This is a genomic window from Streptosporangium sp. NPDC002544, assembly GCF_040295965.1.
Taxonomy (GTDB): Bacteria; Actinomycetota; Actinomycetes; order Streptosporangiales; family Streptosporangiaceae; genus Streptosporangium.
On the sequence record NZ_JBEOWJ010000025.1, the window covers coordinates 127,489 to 152,865 of the forward strand.

25 protein-coding genes are annotated in these 25,377 nt (G+C 70.8%); 14 read left to right on the top strand and 11 right to left on the bottom strand.

From position 1 onward, the window contains the following. The first annotated feature begins 23 nt into the window (after positions 1-23). The gene (locus ABT061_RS32295) at positions 24-1,235 is read left to right on the top strand and encodes a cytochrome P450 (protein WP_350925114.1); all 1,212 of its coding nucleotides are present in this window, start codon (positions 24-26) and stop codon (positions 1,233-1,235) included. 11 nt (positions 1,236-1,246) lie between these two features. Next, on the top strand, positions 1,247-2,404 hold the full coding sequence (locus ABT061_RS32300; protein WP_350925116.1) for a winged helix DNA-binding domain-containing protein: 1,158 nt from the start codon (positions 1,247-1,249) through the stop codon (positions 2,402-2,404). A 51-nt stretch (positions 2,405-2,455) separates the two neighbouring features. Here ABT061_RS32300 and ABT061_RS32305 read toward each other — a convergent pair whose 3' ends face one another. The 4 genes from ABT061_RS32305 to ABT061_RS32320 all read right to left on the bottom strand — a co-directional run bounded on the left by ABT061_RS32305 (position 2,456) and on the right by ABT061_RS32320 (position 5,661). Beyond that, positions 2,456-3,214 (bottom strand): thioesterase II family protein, encoded by a 759-nt coding sequence (locus ABT061_RS32305; RefSeq protein WP_350925118.1) that lies wholly within the window; start codon positions 3,212-3,214, stop codon positions 2,456-2,458. Continuing rightward, positions 3,211-4,257, bottom strand: a complete 1,047-nt coding sequence (locus ABT061_RS32310) for a hypothetical protein (protein ID WP_350925120.1) — start codon at positions 4,255-4,257, stop codon at positions 3,211-3,213. The genes ABT061_RS32305 and ABT061_RS32310 overlap by 4 nt, the downstream gene beginning before the upstream one ends. Next, positions 4,251-5,078 carry an orotidine-5'-phosphate decarboxylase gene (pyrF, locus tag ABT061_RS32315; RefSeq protein WP_350925122.1) on the bottom strand — a complete coding sequence of 276 codons (828 nt, stop codon included), beginning with the start codon at positions 5,076-5,078 and terminating at the stop codon, positions 4,251-4,253. Before pyrF ends, ABT061_RS32310 begins: the two co-directional genes overlap by 7 nt. 226 nt (positions 5,079-5,304) lie before the next feature. Beyond that, positions 5,305-5,661: a hypothetical protein gene (locus tag ABT061_RS32320; protein ID WP_350925124.1), complete on the bottom strand. Its 357-nt coding sequence runs from the start codon at positions 5,659-5,661 to the stop codon at positions 5,305-5,307. A 365-nt stretch (positions 5,662-6,026) separates the two neighbouring features. Between ABT061_RS32320 and ABT061_RS32325 the strand changes: the two genes are divergently transcribed. Beyond that, the gene (locus ABT061_RS32325) at positions 6,027-7,007 is read left to right on the top strand and encodes a DUF6183 family protein (RefSeq protein WP_350925126.1); all 981 of its coding nucleotides are present in this window, start codon (positions 6,027-6,029) and stop codon (positions 7,005-7,007) included. Between the two features lie 15 nt (positions 7,008-7,022). On the opposite strand, the gene ABT061_RS32330 is transcribed toward ABT061_RS32325, so the two are convergent. Further along, positions 7,023-7,253 carry a ferredoxin gene (locus ABT061_RS32330; protein ID WP_350925128.1) on the bottom strand — a complete coding sequence of 77 codons (231 nt, stop codon included), beginning with the start codon at positions 7,251-7,253 and terminating at the stop codon, positions 7,023-7,025. Positions 7,254-7,255: 2 nt separating this feature from the next. Next, entirely contained in the window at positions 7,256-8,473 is a 1,218-nt protein-coding gene (locus ABT061_RS32335) for a cytochrome P450 (protein WP_350925130.1), read from the bottom strand. A gap of 105 nt (positions 8,474-8,578) precedes the next feature. Here ABT061_RS32335 and ABT061_RS32340 point away from each other — a divergent pair, with 105 nt between their 5' ends. Then, positions 8,579-9,136, top strand: coding sequence for a TetR/AcrR family transcriptional regulator (locus ABT061_RS32340; protein ID WP_350925132.1), 558 nt, complete (start codon positions 8,579-8,581; stop codon positions 9,134-9,136). 30 nt (positions 9,137-9,166) lie between these two features. On the opposite strand, the gene ABT061_RS32345 is transcribed toward ABT061_RS32340, so the two are convergent. Then, a complete protein-coding gene (locus ABT061_RS32345; protein ID WP_350925134.1) occupies positions 9,167-9,613 on the bottom strand; it encodes an Lrp/AsnC family transcriptional regulator in 447 nt (148 codons plus the stop codon). Positions 9,614-9,757: 144 nt separating this feature from the next. Here ABT061_RS32345 and ABT061_RS32350 point away from each other — a divergent pair, with 144 nt between their 5' ends. From ABT061_RS32350 to ABT061_RS32375, 6 genes are all read left to right on the top strand, one after another. Further along, positions 9,758-10,999, top strand: a complete 1,242-nt coding sequence (locus tag ABT061_RS32350; protein ID WP_350925135.1) for a TIGR03619 family F420-dependent LLM class oxidoreductase — start codon at positions 9,758-9,760, stop codon at positions 10,997-10,999. A gap of 135 nt (positions 11,000-11,134) precedes the next feature. Beyond that, positions 11,135-11,794 carry a TetR/AcrR family transcriptional regulator gene (locus ABT061_RS32355; RefSeq protein WP_350925137.1) on the top strand — a complete coding sequence of 220 codons (660 nt, stop codon included), beginning with the start codon at positions 11,135-11,137 and terminating at the stop codon, positions 11,792-11,794. 145 nt (positions 11,795-11,939) lie between these two features. Further along, positions 11,940-12,878: an NADP-dependent oxidoreductase gene (locus ABT061_RS32360; RefSeq protein ID WP_350925139.1), complete on the top strand. Its 939-nt coding sequence runs from the start codon at positions 11,940-11,942 to the stop codon at positions 12,876-12,878. A gap of 126 nt (positions 12,879-13,004) precedes the next feature. Then, complete coding sequence (locus ABT061_RS32365; protein WP_502991521.1) at positions 13,005-13,133, top strand: hypothetical protein; 129 nt, start codon at positions 13,005-13,007, stop codon at positions 13,131-13,133. A 13-nt stretch (positions 13,134-13,146) separates the two neighbouring features. Beyond that, entirely contained in the window at positions 13,147-13,305 is a 159-nt protein-coding gene (locus tag ABT061_RS32370; protein ID WP_502991522.1) for a sigma factor-like helix-turn-helix DNA-binding protein, read from the top strand. Between the two features lie 62 nt (positions 13,306-13,367). Beyond that, entirely contained in the window at positions 13,368-13,910 is a 543-nt protein-coding gene (locus tag ABT061_RS32375; RefSeq protein ID WP_350925141.1) for a dihydrofolate reductase family protein, read from the top strand. A gap of 120 nt (positions 13,911-14,030) precedes the next feature. On the opposite strand, the gene ABT061_RS32380 is transcribed toward ABT061_RS32375, so the two are convergent. After that, the gene (locus tag ABT061_RS32380; protein ID WP_350925143.1) at positions 14,031-14,852 is read right to left on the bottom strand and encodes a putative protein N(5)-glutamine methyltransferase; all 822 of its coding nucleotides are present in this window, start codon (positions 14,850-14,852) and stop codon (positions 14,031-14,033) included. 608 nt (positions 14,853-15,460) lie between these two features. Here ABT061_RS32380 and iscB point away from each other — a divergent pair. Continuing rightward, entirely contained in the window at positions 15,461-16,927 is a 1,467-nt protein-coding gene (gene iscB / locus ABT061_RS32385; RefSeq protein ID WP_350925145.1) for an RNA-guided endonuclease IscB, read from the top strand. Next, positions 16,924-17,811 (top strand): prenyltransferase/squalene oxidase repeat-containing protein, encoded by an 888-nt coding sequence (locus ABT061_RS32390; protein WP_350925147.1) that lies wholly within the window; start codon positions 16,924-16,926, stop codon positions 17,809-17,811. The genes iscB and ABT061_RS32390 overlap by 4 nt, the downstream gene beginning before the upstream one ends. A gap of 84 nt (positions 17,812-17,895) precedes the next feature. On the opposite strand, the gene ABT061_RS32395 is transcribed toward ABT061_RS32390, so the two are convergent. After that, positions 17,896-19,335, bottom strand: coding sequence for an N-acetylmuramoyl-L-alanine amidase (locus tag ABT061_RS32395; protein ID WP_350925149.1), 1,440 nt, complete (start codon positions 19,333-19,335; stop codon positions 17,896-17,898). A gap of 79 nt (positions 19,336-19,414) precedes the next feature. Beyond that, entirely contained in the window at positions 19,415-20,374 is a 960-nt protein-coding gene (locus tag ABT061_RS32400; RefSeq protein WP_350925151.1) for a M23 family metallopeptidase, read from the bottom strand. Between the two features lie 208 nt (positions 20,375-20,582). On the opposite strand from ABT061_RS32400, the gene ABT061_RS32405 reads away from it, so the two are divergent. Next, positions 20,583-23,480, top strand: coding sequence for an AfsR/SARP family transcriptional regulator (locus ABT061_RS32405; RefSeq protein ID WP_350925153.1), 2,898 nt, complete (start codon positions 20,583-20,585; stop codon positions 23,478-23,480). A 105-nt stretch (positions 23,481-23,585) separates the two neighbouring features. Here the strand turns inward: ABT061_RS32405 and tnpA are convergent, their stop codons facing one another. After that, positions 23,586-24,014, bottom strand: a complete 429-nt coding sequence (gene tnpA / locus ABT061_RS32410) for an IS200/IS605 family transposase (RefSeq protein WP_350925179.1) — start codon at positions 24,012-24,014, stop codon at positions 23,586-23,588. Positions 24,015-24,038: 24 nt separating this feature from the next. Here tnpA and ABT061_RS32415 point away from each other — a divergent pair, with 24 nt between their 5' ends. Then, complete coding sequence (locus ABT061_RS32415; protein WP_502991524.1) at positions 24,039-25,193, top strand: RNA-guided endonuclease InsQ/TnpB family protein; 1,155 nt, start codon at positions 24,039-24,041, stop codon at positions 25,191-25,193. Positions 25,194-25,377: the final 184 nt, after the last annotated feature.

Here is a 25,377-nt window from a genome sequence, read left to right on the forward strand (position 1 = left end):
TCCGAGGAATGGGAGGTTCGTAAATGACCGATGTCGATCTGGCCGACGCCGAGCTGCACGTCGGAGACAGACCCCACGAGGTCTTCCGCCGGCTGCGCGACCACGACCCGCTGTACTGGAACCCCGAGGGCAGGGAGCCGGGCTTCTGGTCGGTCACCCGCTACGAGGACTGCGTGAAGGTGCAGAAGGACCCCCGGACCTTCAGTTCCAACCAGACCAACACCCTCGGCCCGCACCGCAACACCGGTGACCAGGGATCCGGAAAGATGATCAACACGACCGATCCGCCCCGCCACACCGAGCTGCGCAAGCTGGTCAACAAGTGCTTCACGCCCCGGGCCATCGCCGCCCTGGAGCCGTACCTGCGCTCGGTCGTCAGGGACGTGTTCGCCGACGCCCTGGAGCGGGGTGAGTGCGACTTCGCCGAGGTCGTGGCGGCCCTGCCGGTCGCGGGCATCTCCGCGCTGCTGGACGTGCCGCGCCAGGACTGGGACCTGATGCTCAGCCTCACCTCCACCGCGTTCGGCTCGCACGACAGCGAGTACCAGCTGACCTCCGACGTGCGCGCCAACGCCGCCCAGGCGCACGGCCGGCTCCTGCTCTACTGCCAGGGCCTGGTGGAGCGGCGGCGCGCCTCACCCGGCGACGACATCGTCAGCCTGCTGGCCCGCTCCCAGGACGCGGGAGTGCTCAGCGAGGAGGAGTGCCTGCTCTTCTTCGACGTGCTGATGCTCGGCGGCAACGAGACCACCCGGCACGCCGCGGTCGGAGGGCTGCTGGCCCTCATGGAGCACCCCGACCAGTGGGAGCGGCTGCGCAAGGAGCCCGAACTGGTGCCCAACGCGGTCGGCGAGCTGCTGCGCTGGACCTCGCCCAGCCGCCACGTGCTGCGCCGCGCCGCCCGCGAGACCGAGCTGCACGGCAAGACCATCCATCCGGGCCAGGACGTCGTCATCTGGCACACCTCCGCCAACCGCGACGAGCGGGTGTTCGACGCGCCGGAGGTGTTCGACATCGGGCGCCCCCGCGGCTCACGCAACGGGCACGTCGCGTTCGGCTCCGGGCCGCACTTCTGCCTGGGCGCCGCCCTCGCCGAGCTGGAGCTCACCGTCTTCCTGGACGAGCTCGCGACCTCGGTGTCGGGGGCCGAACTGCTCGGGCCGCCCGACTACCTGCGCTCCCCGGTCATCAACGGTGTCAAGCACGTCCAGGTTCGGCTCCATCCCATGGGGTAGAAGCGGAGACCATGAACTCACTCACCTGGGATCAGGTCCACGCGCGGCGGCTGGCCCGCCACCATCTCGTGAAACCCGTCTCCGGCGACCTGCGGAAACCCGTGCGTGACGTGTGCGGGGTGCAGGCGCAGGTCGCCGCCGCGGCCGAGCTGGCCATCGGGTCACGGGTGAGGGACGCCACCCGCGAGCAGGTCCGCGCGGAGCTGTACGACGACAAGCGCCTCGTCAAGACCTACAGCCTGCGCGGCACCCTGCACGTGCACGCCGCCGACGAGCTGGCCCTGTGGCTGGCGGCCATGCGCTGGAAGCCCTACTGGCGTGCCAAGGGCAGCTGGCACGCCCACCACGGGCTGACCGCCGAACAGGGCGAGTCGTTCGTCGACGCGGTCCGCCAGGCACTGGACGGCGAGTGCCTGACCCGCGAGGAACTGGCCGGGGAGGTGTCGGGCCGTGTCGGCGCCTGGGCCAAGGACAGGCTCGCCTCCAACTGGGGCGAGCTGCTGCGTCCGGTGGCCTACCTCGGCGTGCTCTGCTTCGGGCCGGTACGGGGCGCCAAGGTCACCTACGTCAGGCCCGACCGGTGGGCGGGGCTGAAGGTCGAGCTCGGCGACCAGCCCGATCCCGAGGAGTCGGCGATGGAGATCATCCGCCGCTACCTGCGCGCGTACGGTCCCGCCACCCACCAGGACCTGGCCCGCTGGTTCGCGCTCAGGCCGCCCGAGGCACGCGAGGCGCTGGAGTCGCTCGGCGACGAGATCGTCCAGGTCGAGGTCGAGGGCCGCAAGGCGTACGTCCTCGCCGCCGACGAGAGCCGCTGGCCGTCACAGGCGAGCTGCCTGCGACTGCTGCCGCAGTACGAGGCGTACGTCCTGGGCAGCGGTCCCAAGGAGGTCGTCGTGCCCAAGGGCACCGCCGGACGCGTCTTCGAGCACGGCCGGGGCAGGTACGAGGGCGCGGTCGCCCACCAGATCATGCTCGTCGACGGGGTCGTGTCCGGCATGTGGGAGCGCAGGGAGAAAGGTGGCAAGGTCGAGATCAAGGTCGAGTCGTTCGTCGAACTCGATTCCGGCCGGAGCGAGGAGCTGGAGCGGGAGGCCGAGCGTGTCGGCCGCTTCTATGGAGCCGAGGCCACCCTGTCCATGGGCAGGCTCACCGGCAGGAAACGCTGAGTCCGCCGCCCGGGGCCCCGCGGGCGGCGGGGTCCGTGTGGCGGCCTTCGCTCATCGGCAGGCGCCGAGGTCCTCCCGGATCGCACGCAGCACCGACCGGCGCTGGGTGTGGATGAAGAAGTGCCCGCCAGGCAGCAGCCGGAGCCGGAACGCCGACCCCGTCTGCGCGCTCCACGCGCCCAGCCCGGCGGCCGTCGTCGTCGGGTCCCCGATCCCGCCGAACACCGAGATCGGGCAGGCCAGCGGCGGCTCGTCCTCGTGGACGTAGGACTCGGCCACGTTCAGGTCGGCACGGAGCACCGGCATGACGAGGCTCATCAGCTCCGCGTTGCCGATCACCTCCGGAGGGATGCCGTCCAGCCGGTGCAGCACGCGCATCAGGTCCTCGTCGCAGAGCTGCCCGAGCCGCGGCATGCCGTCGCGGATCTGGGGGGCGTTCCAGCCGGAGACGAACAGCCGCCCCGGGCCCGGCAGCCCGCGCGAGCGCAGCCGCCGCGCCGTGGTGAACGACACCAGCGCGCCCATGCTGTGCCCGAACAGCGCGAACGGCAGCGGGGCCAGGCGCGACAGTTCGTCGATCACCGGATCGACGATCATCGACAGCCGGTGCGGCGGCTTCTCCCCGATGCGGGTCTCCCGGCCAGGAGAGCGCACCGCCCACACTTCCACGTCGTCGGCCGGCAAGCCGGCCCAGCCGCGGAACGTCGTGGCGCCGCCTCCCGCGTTGGGCACGCAGACCAGCCGAGCGCGAGGCCGTTCCGGCCGCCGCAGCGGTACCAGCCAGCTCGCGGCGGTCAGGCGAGCGGTCACCAGGAGACCTCCAGGGATCGTGCGGAGTCCCGGACCCGCTCGCAGGTGGCGACCAGGTCCGCCAGGGATTCGGGGGGGAACATGTGAGCCGCGTCGCCGGGGCGATACAGCCGCTCGGGCTTCGTGCACGACTCGATGAGCAGCCCGTCCGCGCCGTACGCCGAGGCCGCCAGCGCGGCCGGAGCCACCAGCGAGGCCGAGCGGGTGCTGTGGCTGGGATCGAAGATCACGGGCAGCTCGGTGCGGGCGCGCAGCGCGGTGATCGCCCCGAAGCCGGGCTGCTGCGGTGTCCCGGTGGCGCCCGCGCAGAGCACCACGGCACTGTTACCCCGGGTGAAGACGAACTCCGCGGCCCGCAGCCAGTCGTCCAGACTCGCCCGTGGCCCCCGCATCAGCAGCACAGGGCGCCGCTGGGCACCCAGCTCGGCCAGGAGCGGCCGGTTGTCCAGCTGCCGCCCGTCCACCTGCAGGCAGTCGGCCACCTCGGCGACGGCCGCCACCTCGCGCGGGTCACAGACCTCGGTGATCACCGGGATGGCCGCCGCACGCCGGATCTCCGCGAGCGCCTCCAGGCCCCGCAGGCCTCTGCCGGGAAAGTGGTAGGGGCTGCTGCGCGTCTTGGACAGCCCGGCCCGCAGCGCGTGCGCCCCCTGCGCCCTGACCGCCAGGGCCGTCTCGACCGCGTCCTCGGTCGACTCCAGCGCGCACGGTCCCGCCGCCCACCACAGCCTCGGCCCCCCGACCACTCCGACCTCCCGAGGAGCCTCCGGCGGGCCGGGCAGTGCTGGGCCGCCGATCGTCACCTCGCGCGCGGCCACGCCGCTGTCGCGCCGTACCAGCCAGTGGCCGTCGGGGGTGGGGCGGCGGGCCAGCACGGCGGGCGAGGCGGGTACGCAGGCGAGGGACTCGTCGCCGCTCACCACGACGAACACCCTTCCGGCCAGGCGCACCGGCCAGGCGGTGACGTCCTCGTGCGCCCCGGCCCGCGCCGCCACCTCCTCGGCGACCTCGGCGGAGGTGCCGGGCCGCAGCTCGATCAGCATGCCGGGACCCCCGAGCCGATCTCCTTCCGCCAGGTCGCGATGCTCGCCTCCAGCGCGGCGACGTCAGGTCCGTGCCGCAGCACCCCGGTGGTGACCGGCAGCACGGCCCGCCCCGGCGCGCCGGCGGCGACGGCGACGAGGTCGCGGGTGTCGCGTCCGGCCCGGCCCAGGCCAGGCAGTTCCACGACCGCGGAAGGCATGCGGGCCACCAGGTCGCGGGCTTCCTCGGCGGCGGCCCCGACCACGGCCGCCGCCGCCACGCCGTGCTCGTCGTTCCACTCCCGCACCTCGTCGGCGGTGCGCTGGGCGACGGTGCGCGAGCCGGTCATGGCGCACTGCACCCCGCCGGCCGCGTGGTTGGAGGTGCGTACGAGCACCATGACCAGCGTTCCGCTGTCCCGGGCCCGGCGCAGCAGCGGGCCGAGGGAGCCGAAGCCCATGAACGGGTTCGCCGTCACCGCGTCCCCGCGCAGCACGCTGCCGGGCCCCAGGTAGAGGTCGGCGTAGGAGTCCATCGTGTCGTCGGCGTCGCACACCTTCGCGTCCAGCACCGCCAGCGAGCCCCGCTCGTGCACGCCGTCGACGACGTCACGCAGCAGGGCGGTGCCCGCGGTGCCGAACCGGGTGAAGAACGGCACCTGGATCCGGTAGACGGCCACCTGCTCGCCCGCGGCCTCCAGCACCGTCGCGCACATTCGCCGCGCCCCGCCCACGTCGCCGGGCATCCGCCACGCCTCCAGCCACTTGGGGGAGGGGGCGAGTCCCAGGCAGAGGGCGGATCGGTTCCGCAGCAGGTCAGTCCATATCGGTACAACAGCCATGGGGTCATTGCACACAACCGAGCCCGCGTGCGCACGGCGTCCACTCGCCGTTGAGGTTCCAGCGAGTAAAATCCCCGCTCCGCACCGCGCCCGCGATGGGGAGCGGGGATTTCACCACTTCTTGATCTACATTGTAAAGGGGTTGGGTTGGCACGAACCCCCACACAACGCACAGACCCACGGTCATCGGAGCCTGTGGATGCTGGACCGCGCTGCTATCCGCCGCTCAGCGGTTGGTCCACAGATGCCAGAACCAGTCGCCCTCGGAGCAGGTGTAGTGCTCCCAGTGGCCTCGGTCGATTCCCCCCTGGCCGGCTGCCACACAGTTGGAGTGGCTTGAGAACCAGTCGCGGTACACATCGTCGCCGGCGGGTAGCCGGCCGGCCGCGCCGGCCTGCGCGGTGACCGTGTGTGCCTCGGGGGCGGTGGCCGAAGCCGCGAAGGCGGGTGCGCCCGTCGCCAGCACGGCCATGCCGATGATCGCGCCGACCGCCGGCAGCGCGCGGACGCGGAATGCCCTTGTGAAGCGGCCGTGCTCGCCCAGGGAGCCGGAGATGCAGCGACGACCTGTGTTCATCTTCATCAGATACCTCCAGTGTGGAGACCCCCTCCTTCAGGAGAGGGTCGTTAACTCCTCGTGTTCGTGGCGTGAGATGCCGATCACCTCGCGCCTGCTGTCCGTGGAGGCCGTGACGTGGGGTCCGGGGGCCGGGCCGCCGCTCTTCTGGAGGATCCCGCCGAGGTCGTCTTGCTCAACTCCGCCGGCACCGGCATGATCGTCCGGATCCCTTTGTCGACCGTCTCCTGACTTCCGTGATGGCCGGCATGCGGGACGCCGCCGATTCGGTCATCACTTGATTACGTAGTGTAATGGTGTCCGGTTGGCAAAGGACGGGTTTTGCCACGAGGAGGGGCGAGCATGCGGGCAAGGTCGCCGGAGGAGCTTTCGTGATCTCGCACGCGCTTGTGGACGGGCCACATGGGCCGATCCTGGCACGCGTTCCCGGCGATGCCGGGTCGCTGGCCGAGCTGGTACGCGGTCACTACGTCGGTGAGCGGCGGCTTCGGGAGGTCCGCGATCTGGCCGCGCTGCTGGCCGAGTCCCGGCGGGTCCACCACCTGCTGCCGCTGTTCGGGTGTGTGCCCGCCGAGCCGGACATCTGGGCGGAGCTGATCGCCTGCCTGGCGCAGGAGCTGGTGGTGCGCCGGGTCAACCTGACCCGGGTGCCGGCGGCGGTGCGGTGCGTCGCCGCCCTGCGCGAGCTGGGGCATCCTCTCGCGGAGCTGCCCCTGAGGCTCGGCAGGGGAGAGCGCTGGATACGCGTGCCCGAGTACCAGTCTGGCTGGGTTCCCCAGCCAGACTGGTACATTCCCGAGCATCCGGAGGCCGCGGGGCTCCTCCTGGACGGTCGCACGCTCGCACGGGTTCCCGGTGGGGAGCCTGCGATCGTGAGCACCCGGCAGGAGGAGCGGCTCATCACCGCGGCGGTGGAGCACTGGAGTTCACCGGGATGGGCGAAGATCTTCGAACTTCCCGGGGCTGTCGGCCCTGAGGAGCTGGTGCCGCTGGGGGTGAACGCCTTCCTGCCGGATGCCTTCGTGGCGGAGACCGTGTTGAACGGGCAGCGGGGCAGCCTGGGCTCGGTGGTGGCCGAGCTGTTCACCTCCGCCTACTGCGACGCCACTCACTCATCCGGGCTTCGCGGTGGGTACGGCAGGCTGGCGACGTGGCGGTCGGTCGCCGGTCTGGTGCGCGCTCCCGCCGACGCGTCCGTCCACCGGGTCAACGAGCTCGCGGCCCGGTGGCGGTGGCTGGCGTTCAGGATCACCAGGCGCACGCCGTACTGGACGGACCAGGAGTTCGCGGTCGGCGCGCTCGGCCCGCGCGGGAAGGTGCTGAGCCTGCTGGTCTCCCACGACACCGACTGACCGACCTTTGGCCGGTCAACGCCCAGCGGCCTGGGGCGTTCCCGAGCCGGGGGAGGGGTCGGGCCGGAGGCTGAGAGCTCCGACCGGGCAGATCCGCACCGCGTGGCGGAGGCCGACGTTGTGGGCCTCGGTGACCTCGCCGGTCACGAGGACGAGTCCCTCGTCGTCGGAGTCGAAGATCTCCGGCAGGACGAGCGAGCACTGCCCGGCACCGACACAGCGCCGGCGGTCCGCGATGACTCTCATGGTCACCAGGCCACCGGGAGCGCGTGCAGGCCGAAGATCACGCCGTCGTACTTGAACGGCAGCTCGTCGTCGTCGCCCACGACGCGCAGGCTGGGAATCCGCTCGAAGAGCGTGCGGTAGGCGATCTCCAGCTCGGCGCGGGCGAGGTTCTGCCCGAGGCACTGGTGCACGCCGTATCCGAACGCCACGTGGTTACGGGCGCCGCGCCGCAGGTCGAGCTCGTCGGGGCGTTCGAAGGCCCGGGGGTCCCGGTTGGCCGAGGCGCCGAGCACGAAGATGCCCTCTCCCCGGCGCACGTTCTGGCCGCCGATCTCCATGTCCTCGGTCGCGACCCGGTCGAAGGCCACCCAGTCGACGATGGAGTGGTAACGCAGCAGCTCCTCCACGGCCGGTGCCCAGCCGTCGGGGGCGGCGCGTAGCTCGGCGAGCCGGGCGGGACGGCGCAGCAGTGTGAGGACGCCCAGCGAGATCATGTTGGCTGTGGTCTCGTGCCCGGCCAGGAGCAGCAGGAACGTCATGCCGACCAGTGCGTCGTGGGAGAGTTCTCCGGTCGTTTTTCGGGTGGTCACGAGCCGCCCGATGAGGTTGTCGCCGGGGTTCCGCTCGGCCTCGGTGACGAGGCCGTCGAGATAGTTCCAGATCTCCGTGGCCGCGGCCACGGCATCCCGCTGGGAGCCGGCGGCGGAGCTGACCATCTGGCGGGTCCTGGACTGGAAGAAGTCGTGCTCGGAGTACGGTACGCCAAGAAGCCGGCAGATCACCATTGAGGGGACGGCGAGCCCGAACGCCTCGACCAGGTCGGCGGAGGAGCCCTGCTCGAGCATGTCGTCGATGAGCTGGTCGGCGACGTGCTGGATGTGGGGGCGCATCTCCCTGACGCGCCGGACGCTGAACTCGGGGATCAGCATCCGCCGGTAGACGTCGTGTTCGGGGGGATCCATGTCGATGAACTGCCCCGCCCGGAACCGCGCGCCCGCCTGCCGTTCCTCGGCCGAGGGGGGCTCTGCCGACAGGGCGGACATCGGGTGGCCGGGTGTGCTGGGGTCGGTGCTGATCCTGGGGTCGGAGAGCACCTGCTGGGCCTCGGCGTGCCGGGTGACCAGCCAGACCCGCCCGCCGGGAAGCTCCGCTCCGACCAGCGGTGCCTCCTCGCGGAGGCGTGCGTACTCGGGCGGGGGCGCGAACGGGCAGTCGCGAGGTAAGGGGAAACCCTGAGCCATAATCTTCTCCTCACAGGCCGGGTTCGAGTTTGCTTACTTACATGAAAGTAAGCAAACTCGGAGTGGTCGTCAAGGCATGGCGCGAAGAGGAGTGGCGGACCGGCGATGAATGCCCGACGCAGCGACACCAAGGAACGGATCCAGCAGGTCGCGCTGGAGCTGTTCGCTGAGCAGGGATACGACAAGACCTCGCTGCGGGAGGTGGCGGAGCGGCTGGAGATCACAAGGCCCGCGCTCTACTACCACTTCAAGGCCAAGGAGGACATCCTCACCAGCGTCATCGACGACCTGAACGGCTCGATCGACGAACTCGTGGAGTGGGCTCGCGCCCAGCCGCACACCGAGGAGGCCAGGGGGGAGATCCTGCGCAGGATCGCGGCTCTCCTCAACGATCACTGGCGGCCGCTCATCCGGTTCGCCCAGGTCAATCAGGCCGTCATGTCCGAGCTGCCGGCCGGTGAGCAGATGCAGCGGCGCATGATGACGATGATCTCGGTGCTGAGCGCGCCCGAGGACGGGCTGGTCCGGCAATTCGAGGCCCGGCTGGCGGTGATCGCGCTGATCATGGGCAGCGTTCCCTTCCTGCTCGGCATGGAGGTGCCCGAGGAGGAACGGAGCGCGATCGCGCTGACCGTCGCCGCGAGACTCGTCGCCGACCGTTAGGCCCTGTTCCGCGATCCTGTCGTGGCGGTGTCAGGGGCCCTGGGGGCCGCGGTAGGGCAGGGGCCGGCTGTAGACGAGGTTGGTGGTGGTGCTGCCGAACTGGGCCAGTTCGTCGACGAGCTGTTCGAGGTGGGTCATGGAGGTCGCGGCCAGTTTCAGCACGTAGCAGTCGTCGCCGGTGGTCCGCAGGCACTCCAGGATCTCGGGGCGCTCGTCGAGCAGCCGGTGCAGGGGCTGGTGCCGGCTGCCCGGATACTTCAGGCGTACCACGGCGAGCACGGTGAAGCCGACCTTCGCCAGGTCGACGTGGGCGTGGTAGCCGGTGATGACGCCCGCCGCCTCCAGGCGCCTGATCCGCTCGGTCGTGGCGGAGGCGCTGAGGTTCACCCGCCGCCCCAGCTCGGTCAGCGGGATGCGGCCGTCTCGCTGGACCTCGACCAGGATCGACCAGTCGGTGGCATCGAGGCTCTCGGTCATCCGGTAAAGGTACCGGCATATTCACGGCATATCGACTATTGCGCCGAGAAAACTCTCTTCCAACGGGAAATAACGGCTGGATAGCCTGAACCAGTGCAAATAGGCGTTAATATCCCGAATTTTGGGCCAGGTACCGATCCCGGCGTGCTGCGCGACTGGGCGCAGACGGTGGAGGGCCTGGGTTTCGACCTGCTCATGGTCTCCGACCACATCGCGATAACACCCGACGTCGCCGAACAGTACCCGGCGCCGTTCTACGAACCCTTCACCACCCTCGCCTGGCTGGCCGGCATCACCGGCAGGGTCAGGCTCGGGACCACGGTGCTCATCGTGCCGTACCGGCACCCGCTGCTCGTCGCCCGGATGGCCGCCAACCTCAACCAGCTCAGCGGGGGACGGCTCGTCCTCGGCGTGGGCGTCGGCTGGGCGCGGCAGGAGTTCGACGCGCTCGGAGTCCCGTTCCAGCGGCGCGGGGCGCTGACCGACGATCATCTCCGGGCGATCCGCGCCGCCTGGAACGATGACAAGGACTACCGTGCCGGGCGGATACCGATCTGGGTCGGCGGCAACAGCGACGCCGGCCTGCGCCGGGCGGTGCATCTCGGCGAGGCATGGCATCCGCTGAGGTTCACCCTCCCCTGGCTGCGCGAGGCGCTGGGCCGGTTGAAGGCCATCGCGAACGAGTGTCAACGGCCGGTGCCCGCCCTGGCCCCCCGGATCGCCCTGCGGCTCACCGAGACGCCGATCACCGCCCCCGGTCGGCTCGCCGGTGAGGGCACGATCGACCAGATCCTTGACGACCTCGAACAGCTGCGCCTCCTCGGCTCCGAGACCGTCGTACTCGACCCCTTCAACGGAGATCCGGACGAGACACGCCATCCGCAGACCGCCTGGCAGGCGCTCGCGACCGTGGCCGCCCGCTGGAATCCGAGCACGTATCAGACAGAAACGAGGGAGACCATGACCGGCGACGATGAGAAGTTCCTGCGCAGGGCCATCGAGCTTGCCGCCGCGGCACGGACGGCCGGTGACCCGCCGTTCGGGTCACTGCTGGTGGGCCCGGACGGCACCGTGCTCGCCGAGGACCGCAACACGGTTCTCAGCGACGCAGACATCACCGCCCACCCCGAGCTCAAGCTGGCCAGGTGGGCGGCCCGCGAGCTCGACCCCGCCACCGCGGCCGCCACGACCATGTACACCAGCTGCCAGCCGTGCCCCATGTGCGGGGGCGCCATCGAACGATCCGGCCTCGGCCGCGTGGTGTTCGCGCTCTCCAACGAACAGCTCGCGAGCCTCAAACCGGCCGCCACCGGCGCCGGCGCGCGGCAGGAGGGCCCCGCCCTGTTCGACGAGGCGCGCGTCCCGGTCGAGGGTTACTACCGCTGATCCGGTTCGATGGTTTCCACGGTCGTCCCACGATCTCGGCGCCGCCATGCCCGCGGCGCCGGAGCGGGATCACGTCATCCTCGGGGTGCCCTGCTAGGGTGCGATGTCTAATCAATCGTTCGATTGAGAGATGCCGTGTCAAACCTCGAGCAGATCCAGCGGGCCGCGGTGCGGCTCTTCGCGGAACGGGGCTTCGCGGCCACGGGCATCCGCGAGATCGGCCGCGCGGCCGGGCTGAACTCGGCCACGCTGTACCACTACGCGGGCGGCAAGGAGGAGTTGCTGGCCGGGATCATGCGCGCGGGCCTGGGCGAGCTGCTGCGCGCCGGGCGCGAGGCCCTGGAGCCCAGCGCGGACCCGGCCGTCCAGCTCGCCAGGCTGGTGCTCGCCCAGGTCGCGACGGAGGCGGTCAACCCGCTCACCTGCCAGGTCACCGACCGCGAGGTGCGGGCACTGACCGGGGACAACCACGCGGAGATCGTCGCCATGCGTGACGACTACGAGTCCATGTTCCAGCGCGTGCTGGAACGGGGGGTGCGTACGGGGGAGTTCCAGATCACCGACCTGCGGGTGGCCAGGCTGGCGCTGCTCGAGATGTGCAACGGGGTCGCCGTCTGGTACCGCCCCGACGGCCGGCTGTCGGTCGCCCAGTTGCAGGATCGCTTCGTCGAGCTGTCCTGCAGGCTGGTCGGCTCCCGGCTGGTCGGCCGTCAGGAGTGCGGGCCCGAGATCGTCGTCGTGTCGCTCAGCTCCGAGCCCCGTGACGGGAACGTCGGCGTCGAGGCGTCGGCGTGAGCGCCTGAGCCGCGGCTCGCGGTATTCCGAAGACACCATCGGTCCATCAGCGGAAGGCGGGGAGCCGACATCCTCCCCTTGCCGAGGGAGGGATTCCCCGTCGCCCTCCCCGCCTGAAGGCGGGATTTCCACATCGGAGGATTTGATGAAGGCGGTCGTTTACCGGCGCTACGGAGGGCCGGAGGTCTTGGAGATGGCGGAGGTCCCCGAGCCGAAACTCGGCCCGGAGTCCGTTCTCATCGACGTCAGGACGGTATCGGTCAACCCGGTCGACTGGCAGACAGCCGCCGGGCAGCTGGACAGCCGTTTCGACGTGCATTTTCCCGTTGTCCCCGGCTGGGACGTCGCAGGGGTGATCGCGAAGGTCGGCCCGACGGTCACCGACCTCGCGGTGGGAGACGAGGTGATCGGGTACGTGCGCGAGGATTCCATCGGGAGGGGAACCTACGCCGAGCGGGTGGCCGCGCCGGTGCGCACCATCGCCCGCAAGCCGGTCAATCTGAGCTGGGAGCAGGCGGCGGCCGTCCCCATCGCGGGCCTCACCGCCTACCAGTCACTCGTCCACGCGCTGCGGGTGGGGGCCGGTGACACCGTGCTGGTGCAGGCCGCGGCGGGCGGTGTCGGGTCGTTCGCCGTACAGATCGCCGCCGCCCTGGGAGCGCGTGTCATCGGCACCGCCTCGGCCCGCAACCACGACTACCTGCGGGGCCTCGGCGCCGAGCCCGTCACCTACGGTCCCGGGCTCGGCGAGCGGGTCCGGGCGCTCGCGCCGGCCGGTGTCAGCGCGATCGTGGACATGTACGGCGGCGAGACGCTGGTCTCCTCCCTTGACCTGCTGCGCGAGGACGCGCGGGGACGGGTCGTCTCGCTGACCAACGACGGCGTGCTGGAGCACGGCGGCGTCTTCGTGTTCGCCAGGCCGAGCACGGCGGACCTCGACGAGCTGCGACAGATGATCGAGAACGGTCTGGTCGTCCCGGAGATCGCGACGGTGCTGGATCTGTCAGAGGCCGCCGAGGCCTTCCGGCTGAGTCAGACCGGGCACGTACGAGGCAAGATCGTCCTTCGGGTCTCGGCGGGCTGAGGCAGGACGGGTCGGGGCATCCGCGCGGGCCGTCCGACCTTTTCCCGCCCCGTGCGGAGAGCCTCCCGGTGAGGTGGTTCCGCGGCTGTTCGCGATGCCTCACCGGTGAGGTCCCGGCCTGGCCGGATGCCGAGCCGGGACGATGTGGCGCGCGTCGTGGTCGACCGCGACACCGTGCTCGACAACGTCGGCCCGACCCTGGTGCCACGCGAGCACCTCGATCGCGAACGGGAGCGCCGCGAGGAGCCCGCCTGAGGCGTTCCTGGCCGTGATCCAGCATCTGCCGCCCCGGCAGCGGGCGGTGCTGATCCTGCGAGATGTGCTCGGCCGGCCGGCGAAGCAGGCCGCGGCGCTGCTGGAGGGCGGCGTGGCGTCGGTGAACAGCGCGTTCGCCCTGCCCACGGCGCTGCCGCCGGCGCACCGATGAGTTTTCGCGCGGTCCGCCGTCTCAACGGGGATCAGTCGAATCGATCTCGGCGGAGGTAGGTCATGGGTAAGTTGCAGTACCAGTGCACCATGTCGCTGGACGGCTTCATCGCCGGCCCGGGAGGTGACATGTCCTGGTTGGCCGGGCACCTCGGGCCCAACCCGATGGTGGAGGAGACCATGGACCAGACCGGTGCGCTGCTCGTCGGCAACCGCACCTTCGGCGGCGACGATCCGCACAGGGGCACCGAGCAGCAGGGCGAGCCGTACGGCGGGGGGTGGACCGGGCAGCAGTTCGTGCTCACCCACAAGGCGCCGGACACGCCGGTGCCAGGCGTCACCTTCGTCGGTGACCTCGACAGCGGTGTCGCCGCGGCCAAGGCCGCCGCGGGTGACAGGTACGTCGGCGTCCTCGGAGCCCAGGTGGCCCGGCAGTGCCTCGACGCGGGCGTGCTCGACGAGATCCTCGTGTTCATCGCGCCCGTCCTGCTCGGCGACGGCGTCCGGCTGTTCGATCATCCGGGTGGGACCAACATCAGACTCGAACGCCTCAGCGTGACCCAGGCGCCCGGAGCGACGAACCTCCGGCTACGCGTCCTCAGCTGACCCGTTTGCCGGGCCCGTGGATGTCCGGCGGGCACACGCCCCATCGGAGCGCCGGTCAGGACTGTCCGTGACCCCGGCGAGACCGGTACCCGAACGGCACGGGTACCGGCCTCGCCCGGCTCATCGGCGCAGGGACAGGGAGGTGGGCCTGGTTCCGATGACGACCGTGGCGTCCAACTCGTCGGAACCGGCCACCCTCGGGATCAGCCCGTTGCGGGTGAAGGCCTCGACGGTCCGCGGCGCCTGGCGCTCGCTCGTCTCGACCAGCAGATGGCCGTCCGGTGCCAGCCACAGTGGCGCCGCGGCGGCCAGGCGCCGTACGACGTCAAGGCCGTCCTCGCCACCGTCGAGTGCCACCCGGGGTTCGTGGATGCGGGCCTCCGGGGGCAGCAGCCCGATCGCCTCGGTGGGTACGTAGGGCGCGCTGGCGACCAGGAGGTCGACACACCCCCGCAGCGTGCCGGGCAGCGGTGCGTAGAGGTCACCCCCGTACACCTGACCGCCGGTGGCGGCGACGTTGCGGCGGGCGCACCGCACCGCGGCGGGGTCGATGTCGACGGCGTGCAACTCGACCCGCTCCAGCGCCGCGACCAGCGCGGCGCCCACCGCGCCCGAGCCACAGCACAGGTCGACGACGACCTGCGTCCGAGGGGCCTGTCGGTCCTGGACGGCGACGGCCTGGTGGATGAGGAACTCGGTGCGCCGCCGGGGTACGAAGACTCCGGGGTCCACGGCTATCCGCAGGCCACAGAACTCCGCCCAGCCGAGGACGTGTTCGAGAGGCAGTCCGGCGACCCGGCGGTCCACCATGGCGGTGAGGTCGGACGGAGTCCGTGCCGTGGAGATGAGCAGGTCCGCCTCGTCCTCGGCGAACACGCAACCGGCGGCCCGGAGCCTGGTGACGATGGCGGACCGGAGGCAAGGGGACAGAGGAAAAGACACGAGAGCCTTTCGGGATGCCGAAGGGTGCTCTCCCGGTCACCTATGCCCGGTGAACCGCACGGTCGTGAGATGAGAGCACCCGACCTGACACAGCGGTAATGGGTCTCACCTCCTCGGTAGGTCCTGCTGGAGACGGCAACACTATCCGAGCCGGAGCGCGGCGCAAACACATTATGTTGAGCCGGAACAGCAAGGGAGCGGATCCCGACGCCCGCGTGTCGCCCCGGTGACCGATTCCTGCAAGACACCGGCCCGGCGGCCGGAGCAGGATGAACGCCTGATCCGCAGCCCACGGCCGGAGCCGGGGGCCGGCCCTCACCGGCCCGGCCCCCCGCTTCACCGCCATCGCACACCGGGAGAACCTAGGTCAACGACCCCCTCCCGAAGGAGGGGGCTTGAGGTGCAGCGATGTGTCTTGAAGCCCCGCGTTGACCAGCCCGAGTCGATCGCCTAGAAGGAGGTGCATTCGATTGACTACGTTTCACGTAGGCCAGCAGACCCACCAGCGGGTGCTTCCTCAGCCCGCTGCTCTGGAATCCGCGTCAGCAGACACGCCCGAGGGTGGGCACGAAACGGGACGCGGACACCGCCCCAGCGCGGTAACCGGCGTGGAACATGGGCGAGGGGAGATCGAGCAGGCCGGCACCCGGTCTGCTCGGCGTCACCCCGACGGCGCCACGGCGCCCGAGGGAGCCAACCGTGAGGTTCCCCCGGCCGTGTTCGTCCTGGACAAGCACGGCCGCCCGCTTGACCCGTGCCACCCGGCCCGCGCCCGCCGCCTGCTGGCGGCCGGGCGGGCCGTGGTCCACCGGCATACCCCGTTCGTCATCCGTCTGCGCGACCGCGCCGCCACCGACTCCACACTCCAGGGCGTCGAGGTCGGCATCGACCCCGGCTCCAAACACACCGGCATCGCCGTGTTCACCGAACGCGACGGGAACCGTGCCGGCACCTACAGCATCCAACTCGATCACCGGGGCGGCCGGATCCGCGACAGGCTCAGCGCGCGGGCCGCGCTGCGCCGAGGCCGCCGTTCCCGTAACCTGCGCTACCGCGCTCCCCGTTTCTCCAACCGCACCAAACCCAAGGGGTGGCTCGCCCCGTCCCTGCGACACCGCGTGGACACGACCATGTCCTGGGTCGGACGCCTGAGGCGCTGGGCGCCCGTTCAGGTCGTCCACGTCGAGCGCGTCGCGTTCGACACGCACGCCATGTCAGCGGGCAAGCCGCTCGAAGGGGTGGCCTACCAGCAGGGAACCCTCGCCGGATACGAAGTCCGCGAGTATCTGCTGGCCAGGTGGGGGCGCACGTGCGCGTACTGCGGCAAGCAGGACGTGCCGCTCAACCTCGACCACATCCACCCGCGTTCCCGGGGCGGCTCCGACCGGATCAGCAACCTGACCCTGGCGTGCATCCCGTGCAACCAGACCAAGAACGCCACCCCGATCGAGGAGTTCCTGGCAGGAGAGCCGAAGGTGCTCGCCCGCATCATGGCGCGGGCGAAGGCCCCGTTACGGGACGCCGCCGCCGTCAACGCCACCAGGTGGGCGTTGTGGCGGGCGTTGGAAGCCACCGGCCTGCCCGTGGCCACCGGCTCGGGCGGCCGGACGAAGTGGAACCGTACCCGCACCGGCGCGGCGAAGTCGCACACCTTGGACGCGCTGCACGTCGGCCATCTCGACGTGGTGACCGGCTGGCCGTCCACGGTCCTGGTGGTGAAGGCGACCGGGCGCGGCACGTACTGCCGGACCCGCACCGACAAGTACGGGTTCCCCCGACTACGGCTGCCCCGAACCAAGACCGTGCGCGGCTTCCAGACCGGTGACCTGGTCCGGGCAAACGTCCCGGCAGGCAAGAAGGCCGGGGTTCACACCGGCCGGGTCGCCGTCCGCACCACCGGAAGCTTCAACATCACCACCCGGCACGGCACCGTGCAGGGCATCGGCCACCGCCACGTTCGCATGCTCCAGAGAGCGGACGGCTACGGCTACGCAACCCATTCAGAAACGCGGCACCGTGCCGCAGTTCCTCCCCCGCCTGAAGGCGGGGGTCTCCACGCTGGAGGTAACCGATGAACGTCGACCTTGCCGCGGCGGACGCCTTCATGGCCACGCACGCGCGTGTCCTGGACCGCCGCCGTTTCGAGGTGCTGATGGGCCAGGAGGACCCCGCCGCCGTGCTGGCCGCCCTGGACGGCCATCGCAACCCCGACGGCGGCTACGGCTGGGGCCTGGAGCCCGACCTGCGCTCCAGCGAGAGCCAGACCGGGGCCGCGGCGCACGCCTTCGAGGTGTTCGAGGACATCGCCCCTGCCACCACGTCGCGGGCCGTGGCGCTGTGCGACTGGCTGGAGTCGGTGTCCCTGCCCGACGGGGGACTGCCGTTCGTGTTGCCGCTGACCGGCACCGCCGGTTGCGCCCCCTGGTGGCGGGAAGCCGACCCCTCGGTGTCGTCGTTGCAGATCACCGCGGTGTCCGCCGCCGTCGCGCACCGCGTCGCCGTCCACGATCCCGCCGTGGCCGCCCATTCCTGGCTGGAGCGGGCCACCAGGTACTGCCTGGCCGAGATCGAGGCGGTCGAGGCGGCGCCCTCCGCGTACGTGCTGGCCTTCGCGGTGCGGTTCCTGGACGTCGTGCACGGTCGCCTGCCCGAGGCGGCCGATCTCCTGCGCCGCCTCGGCAAGTACCTTCCCGCCGACGGCCGGGTGCACGTCGAGGGGGGCACCGAGGAGGAGACGCTGCATCCGCTCGACTTCGCCCCCTACCCCGGTGGGCCGGCGCGGGAGTTGTTCGCCCCCGAGGTGATCTCCGCCGACCTCGACCGCCTGGCCGGTCTGCAACAGGAGGACGGCGGCTGGACCGTCGACTACGCCAGGATCTCGCCCGCGGGCTCTCTCGACTGGCGCGGCCACACCACGGTCCGCGCCATCGACATCCTGCGGCGGAACGCCAGGATCTGACCTGGCGGTCGCGAGCCGCGAAACCGGAAGCGGGGCCGGCCCCGGTCAGTACGGCCCGCTTCCCCCGTCACGTCCGCGACGGATCTAGCCGCAGTGTTCGAAGGGGCTGTCGTAGCCGGTGGAGCCCGCCTTGCCGCCCCACTTGACGCACTTGCCGGCTCCGGAGGCGCGGATCGGGCCGGCGTAGTAGGCGAAGTTGCCCGAGTCGGTGACGCGGGTGCTGCCCTGCACCTCCAGGTAGGCGCTGGTGGCCGTCGCGGTGCCGATGGAACTGCTCTTGATCGTGGTCACGCAGTTGTAGCCGTTGGAGCCGTTGTAGAGCAGGTAGACGGTGCCCGCCGACCCCAGTGCCGCGGAGTCGATCACGTCGTAGCCGGAACCGCATACCGACTGCGGGGTGTGCGGGTTGCCGCCGCCGGTGTCGCCGGTGACGAACTGCATGTACCTGGTCCAGTTCCAGTTGGGCCCGGGATCGGTGTGGTCGGCTCCCGGTACCTCGACATGCCCGACGATGTGGGCGCGGTCCTTGGGAATGCCGTACCGGTCGGCGATGGCGCGGGTCAGCGCGGCCGAGGAGCGGTACATCGCGTCGGTGAACCAGGAGGCGTTGTCGACGAAGCCCTCGTGTTCGATGCCGATCGATCGCCTGTTGTAGCTGCCGGCGTGGAAGGCCCTGTCCTTCTCGCGGACCGTCTGCGTGACGTCGCCGTCGGAGGATCGGACGACGTAGTGTGCCGAGGTCGGGTTCGCCCTGGGCCCGGTCTGGAACCAGGAGATCGTTCCCGCGTAGGAGCCCTGAGCCACGTGGATGACGATGCGGTCGATCGCGTCATCGGACGGGCGGTTGGAGACGGCGTAGTTGGTGGAGTGGGCCGGCGCCCAGTGGGCCGATGGGTAGTCCACGGCCGCGGCCGCGAAGGTCCTGTCCAGGTCCGGCGCCTTGGCGTACGCGCCCCGGTCGGGTCGCACCGCCTGCGGCCGGACGGTCACGGTGCCGTTCGGCGTCGTGGCCCTGACACCCGAGGCGAGCAGCTCGTAGACGGTGTCGGCGTACAGCCGGGCCACCTGGGGGGAGGAGGCGTTGCCGTACCTGGCCACCGCCGGGTACCACTTCCCGGCGTCCTCGCGGGCGGCGGCGTCCAGTCCGAGCGCGTCGGCGTGGGCGCGCAGCACCGCGGCGCCGCCCGCGATGTTGGCCGCGTCGTCGGTCCTCAGCGCCGAGACCGGCTGCCCGGTCAGCTGGGCGGCCTGCTCCAGGGAGTGGACCGTCGGGTTGCTGACGAGGTGCATCATCCCGTAGCCGCCGCTCGCGCTCGGCTCACCCCCGTGCCCGTCGAGATGGGTCTCGGCGTAGCCGAGCGTGACCAGCAGGTCGCGGGGCACCTCGTAGGTCGCGGCCGCGCGGGTGAAGGCGTCGGCCAGAGGGTCGGGGGGAGTCGCGCTCGCGGGCCGGCCGGCCAGGAGCACCAGGGGAACGAGCGAGCCGGCCAGCAGCGCGGCTGAACGGCGGAGTCGGGCCTTCACAGATTCTCCTCAAGCAGATGGGGGGCGTCGCAGGGGCCGTCTCCGCCCGGTGGAGACGGAGACGGCCCCTTAGGTGGGATCAGCTGCCGCAGTGTTCGAAGGGGCTGTCGTAGCCGGTGGAGCCCGCCTTGCCGCCCCACTTGACGCACTTGCCGGCTCCGGAGGCGCGGATCGGGCCGGCGTAGTAGGCGAAGTTGCCCGAGTCGGTGACGCGGGTGCTGCCCTGCACCTCCAGGTAGGCGCTGGTGGCCGTCGCGGTGCCGATGGAACTGCTCTTGATCGTGGTCACGCAGTTGTAGCCGTTGGAGCCGTTGTAGAGCAGGTAGACGGTGCCCGCCGACCCCAGTGCCGCGGAGTCGATCACGTCGTAGCCGGAACCGCACACCTCCTGCGGGGTGTACGGGTTGGTGGAACCGCCGCAGTTCTTGGAGGTCACCGTCTGGGCGGGGTAGCCGAACGTGGACCCGTTGAAGACGGCCTTTTGAATGTTGGACGGGTAGCTGGTGCCCAGCCGGACCTCGTAGTGCAGGTGGGGCGAGATGTTGTTACCGGGCTTGCTGGTGTTGCCGACCGTGCCGATCTTCTGGCCCTGGGAGACCGTGGCACCCGCGCTCACCGAGCGCGAGTTCAGATGCGCGTAGTAGGTGGACCAGCCGCTGCCGTGGTCGATCTTGACCAGGTTCCCGAAGCCGTTGGTCGATCCCTGGTGGGCGGAGATGGAGACCGTGCCCGCCGCCGCGGCGACCACGGTGTCGCCCAGGTCGGCGTCGGCGGTACTGCCCCGGTTGAAGTCGATCTCCCATGACTGGTGCGCGCTGCTGGCGCTGGAGTTACCTGTCCAGGCCTGTCCGCAGGGGAAGGGCAGCTGGAAGTTGGTCGCCAGGATGCTCATCTCGTCGCTCGGCGCGGGGTCCGCCGCGTTGTTGGCCGGCGCCGGGTCTCCCAGTGCCGCCGCGCCGGCGGCCGGGGCCGTGACGGCGCCGCCGGCGAGACCGAGTAGCAGGGCGAACCCCGCCGTGAGTACCCCGTTGAGTCTCATGCGGATCCTTTCCCGCAGGCCCGGCGGGCCGAGCCCTGACCGGTGCCGTGCACTGTCTGTTAGTTCTCTCCGAAAGGCTCTTGCCGGGGTCCAGGGTCCGGATTAGCGATACAAAAATCATCCAAAATCGATATAAAGGTCTATCCGGCCCGTACAACACAGCTCGATGAATGGTTGCAGCGCCTCCACAAGAGGAGTGAATGCGGTCATGGTGGTCGATCAGCCCACGTTCAACGTGCTCGGTACCCTCGAAGTCCGGAGCTCGGGACGGTCTCTCCGCATCGCCGGTACGAAGCCCAGGATCCTGCTGGCGTCGCTGCTGCTCAACGCGGACCGCGTGGTCGGCGCGGACCTCCTCGTCGAGGTGCTGTGGCCCCGGCAGCGGCCACGGTCCGCCCAGGCGAACCTCCGCACCTACGTGAGCTCGCTCCGGGGCGTGCTGGCGGCGGCCGGCGCGCGGATCCAGGCCCGTCCGCCCGGCTACGTGATCGAGCTGGCACCCGAACAGCTCGACATGCTGCTTTTTGAGGACCTGCTCGCCAGGGCGCGCGCGGCGGGCCGTACGGACGAGGCCTTCGACCGGCTCCGCCGGGCGCTCGCGCTGTGGCGCGGAACACCGCTCGCCGAGCTGCCGGGCAGCCCGCTCTGGGACGGCCGCCTGCAGTCGCTGGCGGAGGCACGGCTCGGCGCCGCCGAGGAACTGGTCGCCCTGAGACTGGAGCGGGGCGACCACGCAGGCGCGATCGGCGAGCTGCGCGGGCTGCTGAAGGAGCATCCCTTCCGCGAGGACCTCTGGCGGCAACTGATGCTCGCCCTGCACCGGAGCGGCAGGCAGGCCGAGGCCCTGCACACCTACACCACGGTCAGGCGGCAGCTGGTCACCGAGCTCGGCGTCGAACCCGGCGCGGATCTGCGCCGGGCGCACTCGGCCATCCTGGCGGGAGAACCCCTGCCCATCGTGGCCGTGCCGGGCCATCCTCCGGCTCTCGCCGCTCCCCGGCAACTCCCCTCTGACGTGCCGGACTTCACCGGCAGGGCCGAGAGCGTCGCCCTCCTCACGCGGGCGCTGACCTTCGCGGGGCGCCCGCCGGCCGGACCGCCTCCGATCGTCGTGGTCACGGGGGCACCGGGCGTGGGCAAGTCGGCGCTGGCCGTGCACTGCGCGCATGCCGTACGGGCCGGATATCCGGCAGGGCAGCTCTACCTCGATCTCCGTGGGACCGACCCGGTGCCCGCGGACCCCGGTGAGCTGCTGGCCGAGGCACTGCGGGCGCTGGGCGCCGATGCGGCGGACCTGCCGGGCACCGAACGCGAACGTGCCGCGCTCTACCGGTCCCTGCTGGCCGAGCGCCCGATGCTCGTCTTCCTCGACGACGCCGCAGACGCCGCCCAGGTACGGCCGCTGCTGCCGGGCAACGGCTGTGCGGTGCTCGTGACAAGCCGGCGGCGGATCACCGAACTGCCCGGGGCGCTCCAGCTTGAACTGGACGTCCTGTCGCCGCGGGAGGGGGAGGACCTCCTGGCCGCGATCGTCGGGCCCGAGCGGCTGGAACAGGAGAGGGAGGCCGCCTCGGCGATCCTGACGGCCTGCTGCCACCTGCCGCTGGCCGTCAGGATCGCCGGGGCGCGGCTGGCGGGGCGGCCCGGCTGGTCGCTCGGAGTGCTGCGGCAGCGGCTGGAGGTCGAGTCGAACCGGCTCAGCGAGCTGCGCGCCGGGGATCTGGGAGTGCGGGTCAGCCTCGACCGTAGCTACCGGCTGCTGCCCGAGGACGCGGCACGTGCCTTCCGTGCGCTCGGCCTCCTGGGCCCGCAGTCCCTGCCCGGCTGGGTGGTCGACGCCGCACTGGGCCGGCACCGGGCCGACGAGGTGACGGATGCCCTGGTCGACGCGAACCTGCTCCAGCTGGTCGGGACCGACCCGATCGGCCAGCCGCGCTACCGGCTGCACGACCTGGTCCGCTGCAACGCCAGGGAGAAGGCCGGCGGCGTCTCGGATCGGCACGCGCTCATCAGGGTGCTCGGTGCGTGGACGGCCACCACCGAGAGCGCGACCGCGCGGCTGCCGACCACGCTCTTCAGCCTGACCTCGGCCTCGGCCACCCGCTGGTACCTGGCCGAGGACACCCTCGGCCGCCTGACCGCCGACCCGCTGTCCTGGTTCGACGCCGAGCACGACGCGCTGGTGGGGGCGGTACGCCTCGCCGCCGACGCCGGACTGGCCGGATCGGCGTGGGGGCTCGCCGCGGCACTCGTCCCCTACTTCGACCTGCGCTGCCACTTCGACGAGTGGCGCTCCACCCACCGGATCGCCCTGGAGGCCGCGTGCCTGGCCAAGGACCGCCACGGCGAGGCGGCCATGCTCCGCGGCCTGGCCCAGGTGAGCCTCTACCAGGACCGCTACGCCGAGGCGACGGAGATGTTCCGGCGATCCCTCAGGATCTTCCACGAGCTGGGGGACAGGCGGGGGGAGGCGACCTCGATCTGCGGGCTGGGGGCGGTCAACCAGTTCTGCGGCGAGAATCTCCGGGCGCTCGGGTACTTCCGGCAGGCTCTGGCCATGTTCCTCGCCATGGGAGACCAGAGCGGCGAGGCCTACGCGCGGCAGGCCATCGGGCGGGCCTGCCTGGCCTCGGGTGACCTGCGGCAGGCCTCGAACTGGCTGGACGCGGCGCTGCGGCTGGCCAGGGAGATCGGTGACTCCCATCGCGAGGGCTGCGTGTCCATGCAGTTCGGGCGGCTGCACGATCTGGGGGCGGACCCCGGCCAGGCGATGCGCTTCCAGGGGCGTGCGCTGGACATCTTCGAAGGCCTCGGCGACCTGCACTGCGGGGCCTACGCCATGCAGGGGCTGGGCGGCCTGCAGGTGGTCCGCGGTGACCGGTCGCACGCCTCCGACCAGCTGGAGCGCTCTTTGCTGATCTTCCAGCGGCTCGGAGACCGGAGCGGGGAGGCCGCCACGGTCCAGACGCTCGGCGAGCTGCACCGGTCGGCGGGCCGTACCCGCCTGGCGCGGAACTACCTCCGCCACGCCCTCGTGCTCCGCCGCGAACTGCGGGGAGGCGCCGACCTCGCCGTGGGCGCCGGTGCGCGGGACGTACCGAACTAGGGCCGGTACGGAATTCGGGTCTTCAGCGTTATCTAGCGAGGAACCCCGGGCGTTCACGCCCGGGAGGAATCGCTTCCCGGTCCTGGGGTTGTGAACGTCTGGTCGTCAGCCCGGGCGTTTCTGATTTTCGATGTACTCCTTGATGATGCTCAAGGGTGCGCCGCCGCAGGAGGCGGCGAAATAGGACAGTGACCAGAAATGGCCGCCCCACAGGTACGTGCGGACGTGAGTGGGGTGCTCCTTGCGCAGCAGGCGGGCCGAGACGCCCTTGAGGCTGTTCACCAGCGTCGAGAGGGCAACCTTGGGTGGGTGGTGCACGAGCAGGTGCACGTGATCTTCCTCGCCGTTGAACTCGACCGGTTCGGCCCCGAAACTGTCGCACACCTCGATCATGATGTCTTCGCAGTGACGCAGGATCTCGTCGGTGAACACACCTCGCCGATACTTCGGGATGAAGACCAAATGCGCATGAAGCGCGCAGACCATGCTTCGGCCTCTTCTGATATCGGGGTTCGGTTCCCATCTCGGTGAGATGGACCTAAAGCTAGAGTGTTCGGGGTGAAGCTGGTGGTGCAGGTGAGACTTCTGCCGACGCCCGAGCAGGCGGCGGCGCTGGAGGCGACTCTGCGCGCGGTCAACGACGCGGCCACCTGGGTCTCGACGCTCGCCCACGACCAGCGGGTATTTCGCAATTACGACCTGCGCAGGCACGCCTACGGGCAGATCAAGGACAACTACGGGCTGGCGGCTCAGGCCGCGCAGCATGTCATCAAGAAGGTCACCGACGCCTACGCCACGCTGCACGCCAATCTCCGCAACGGCCAGGTGGGCAGGCCCGGCTCCGCGCGGCGCGAGCGGGCCTTGGCCAAGCCGATCGTCTTTCGCCCCGGCGCGGCCCAGCCGTTCGACGACCGCTGCCTGTCCTGGCAGATGGACGCGCGCACAGTGAGCATCTGGACCACGTGCGGGCGGATGAAGAGCGTGGCGTTCACCGCCTCGGCCGATCAGCTCCAGATGCTGGCCGCCTACCGCAAGGGCGAATCGGACCTCGTGTATCGCGATGGCATGTGGTTCCTGATCGCCACCTGCGACCTGCCGGACGTGCCGGTGCGTACCCCGGACGGATTTTTGGGGGTGGATCTGGGGATCGCGAACATCGCGACCACCAGTGGCGGGGTTCGCCATAGCGGCAAGGGCCTGAACGCGGTCCGCCACCGTCACCGCGAGTTGCGCCGCCGCCTGCAGGCCAAGCAGACCAAGTCCGCCAAACGGCTGCTGAAGCGGCGCCGCCGGGCCGAGGCCCGGTTCGCCGCGAACACCAACCACACCATCGCCAAACGCATCGTGACCGAGGCGACACGCACCGGGCAAGGCATCGCCCTGGAAGACCTCCAGGGCATCCGTGGCCGGGTACGGCTCCGCAAGCCCCAGCGGGTCACGTTGCATTCGTGGAGCTTCCACCAGCTGGGAGGCTTCATCGCCTACAAGGCCGCCCGTCAGGGCGTCGCCGTTGTGCACGTCGATCCGGCTTACACCTCGCAAGCCTGCTCATCGTGCGGGCAGGTGGACAAGAAGAACCGGCCAGGCCAGGCGGCCTTCTCCTGTACGTCGTGCGGTTTCGCTGAGCACGCCGACGTCAACGCGGCCCGTAACATCGCCTCGCGCGGTGTGGCGGGCTGGGCAGTGAGTCACGCTGCCGACGACGCGGCCTGAACCGTCGAACCCATCGACGGCGAGGAGCTGCAAGCTCGGTCGTTTACGGCCGAGAAGCTGACAATGGCCCTGTGCAGCTGAAGGCCGGCGAGGTGGCTCTCGGGGGTCTTGTCGAAGCGGAAGGCCGGCCCGTGCCATCCGATGTCGTGCGGGCGGCCGTTTCGGGATGAAAGTGCGGTGTGAA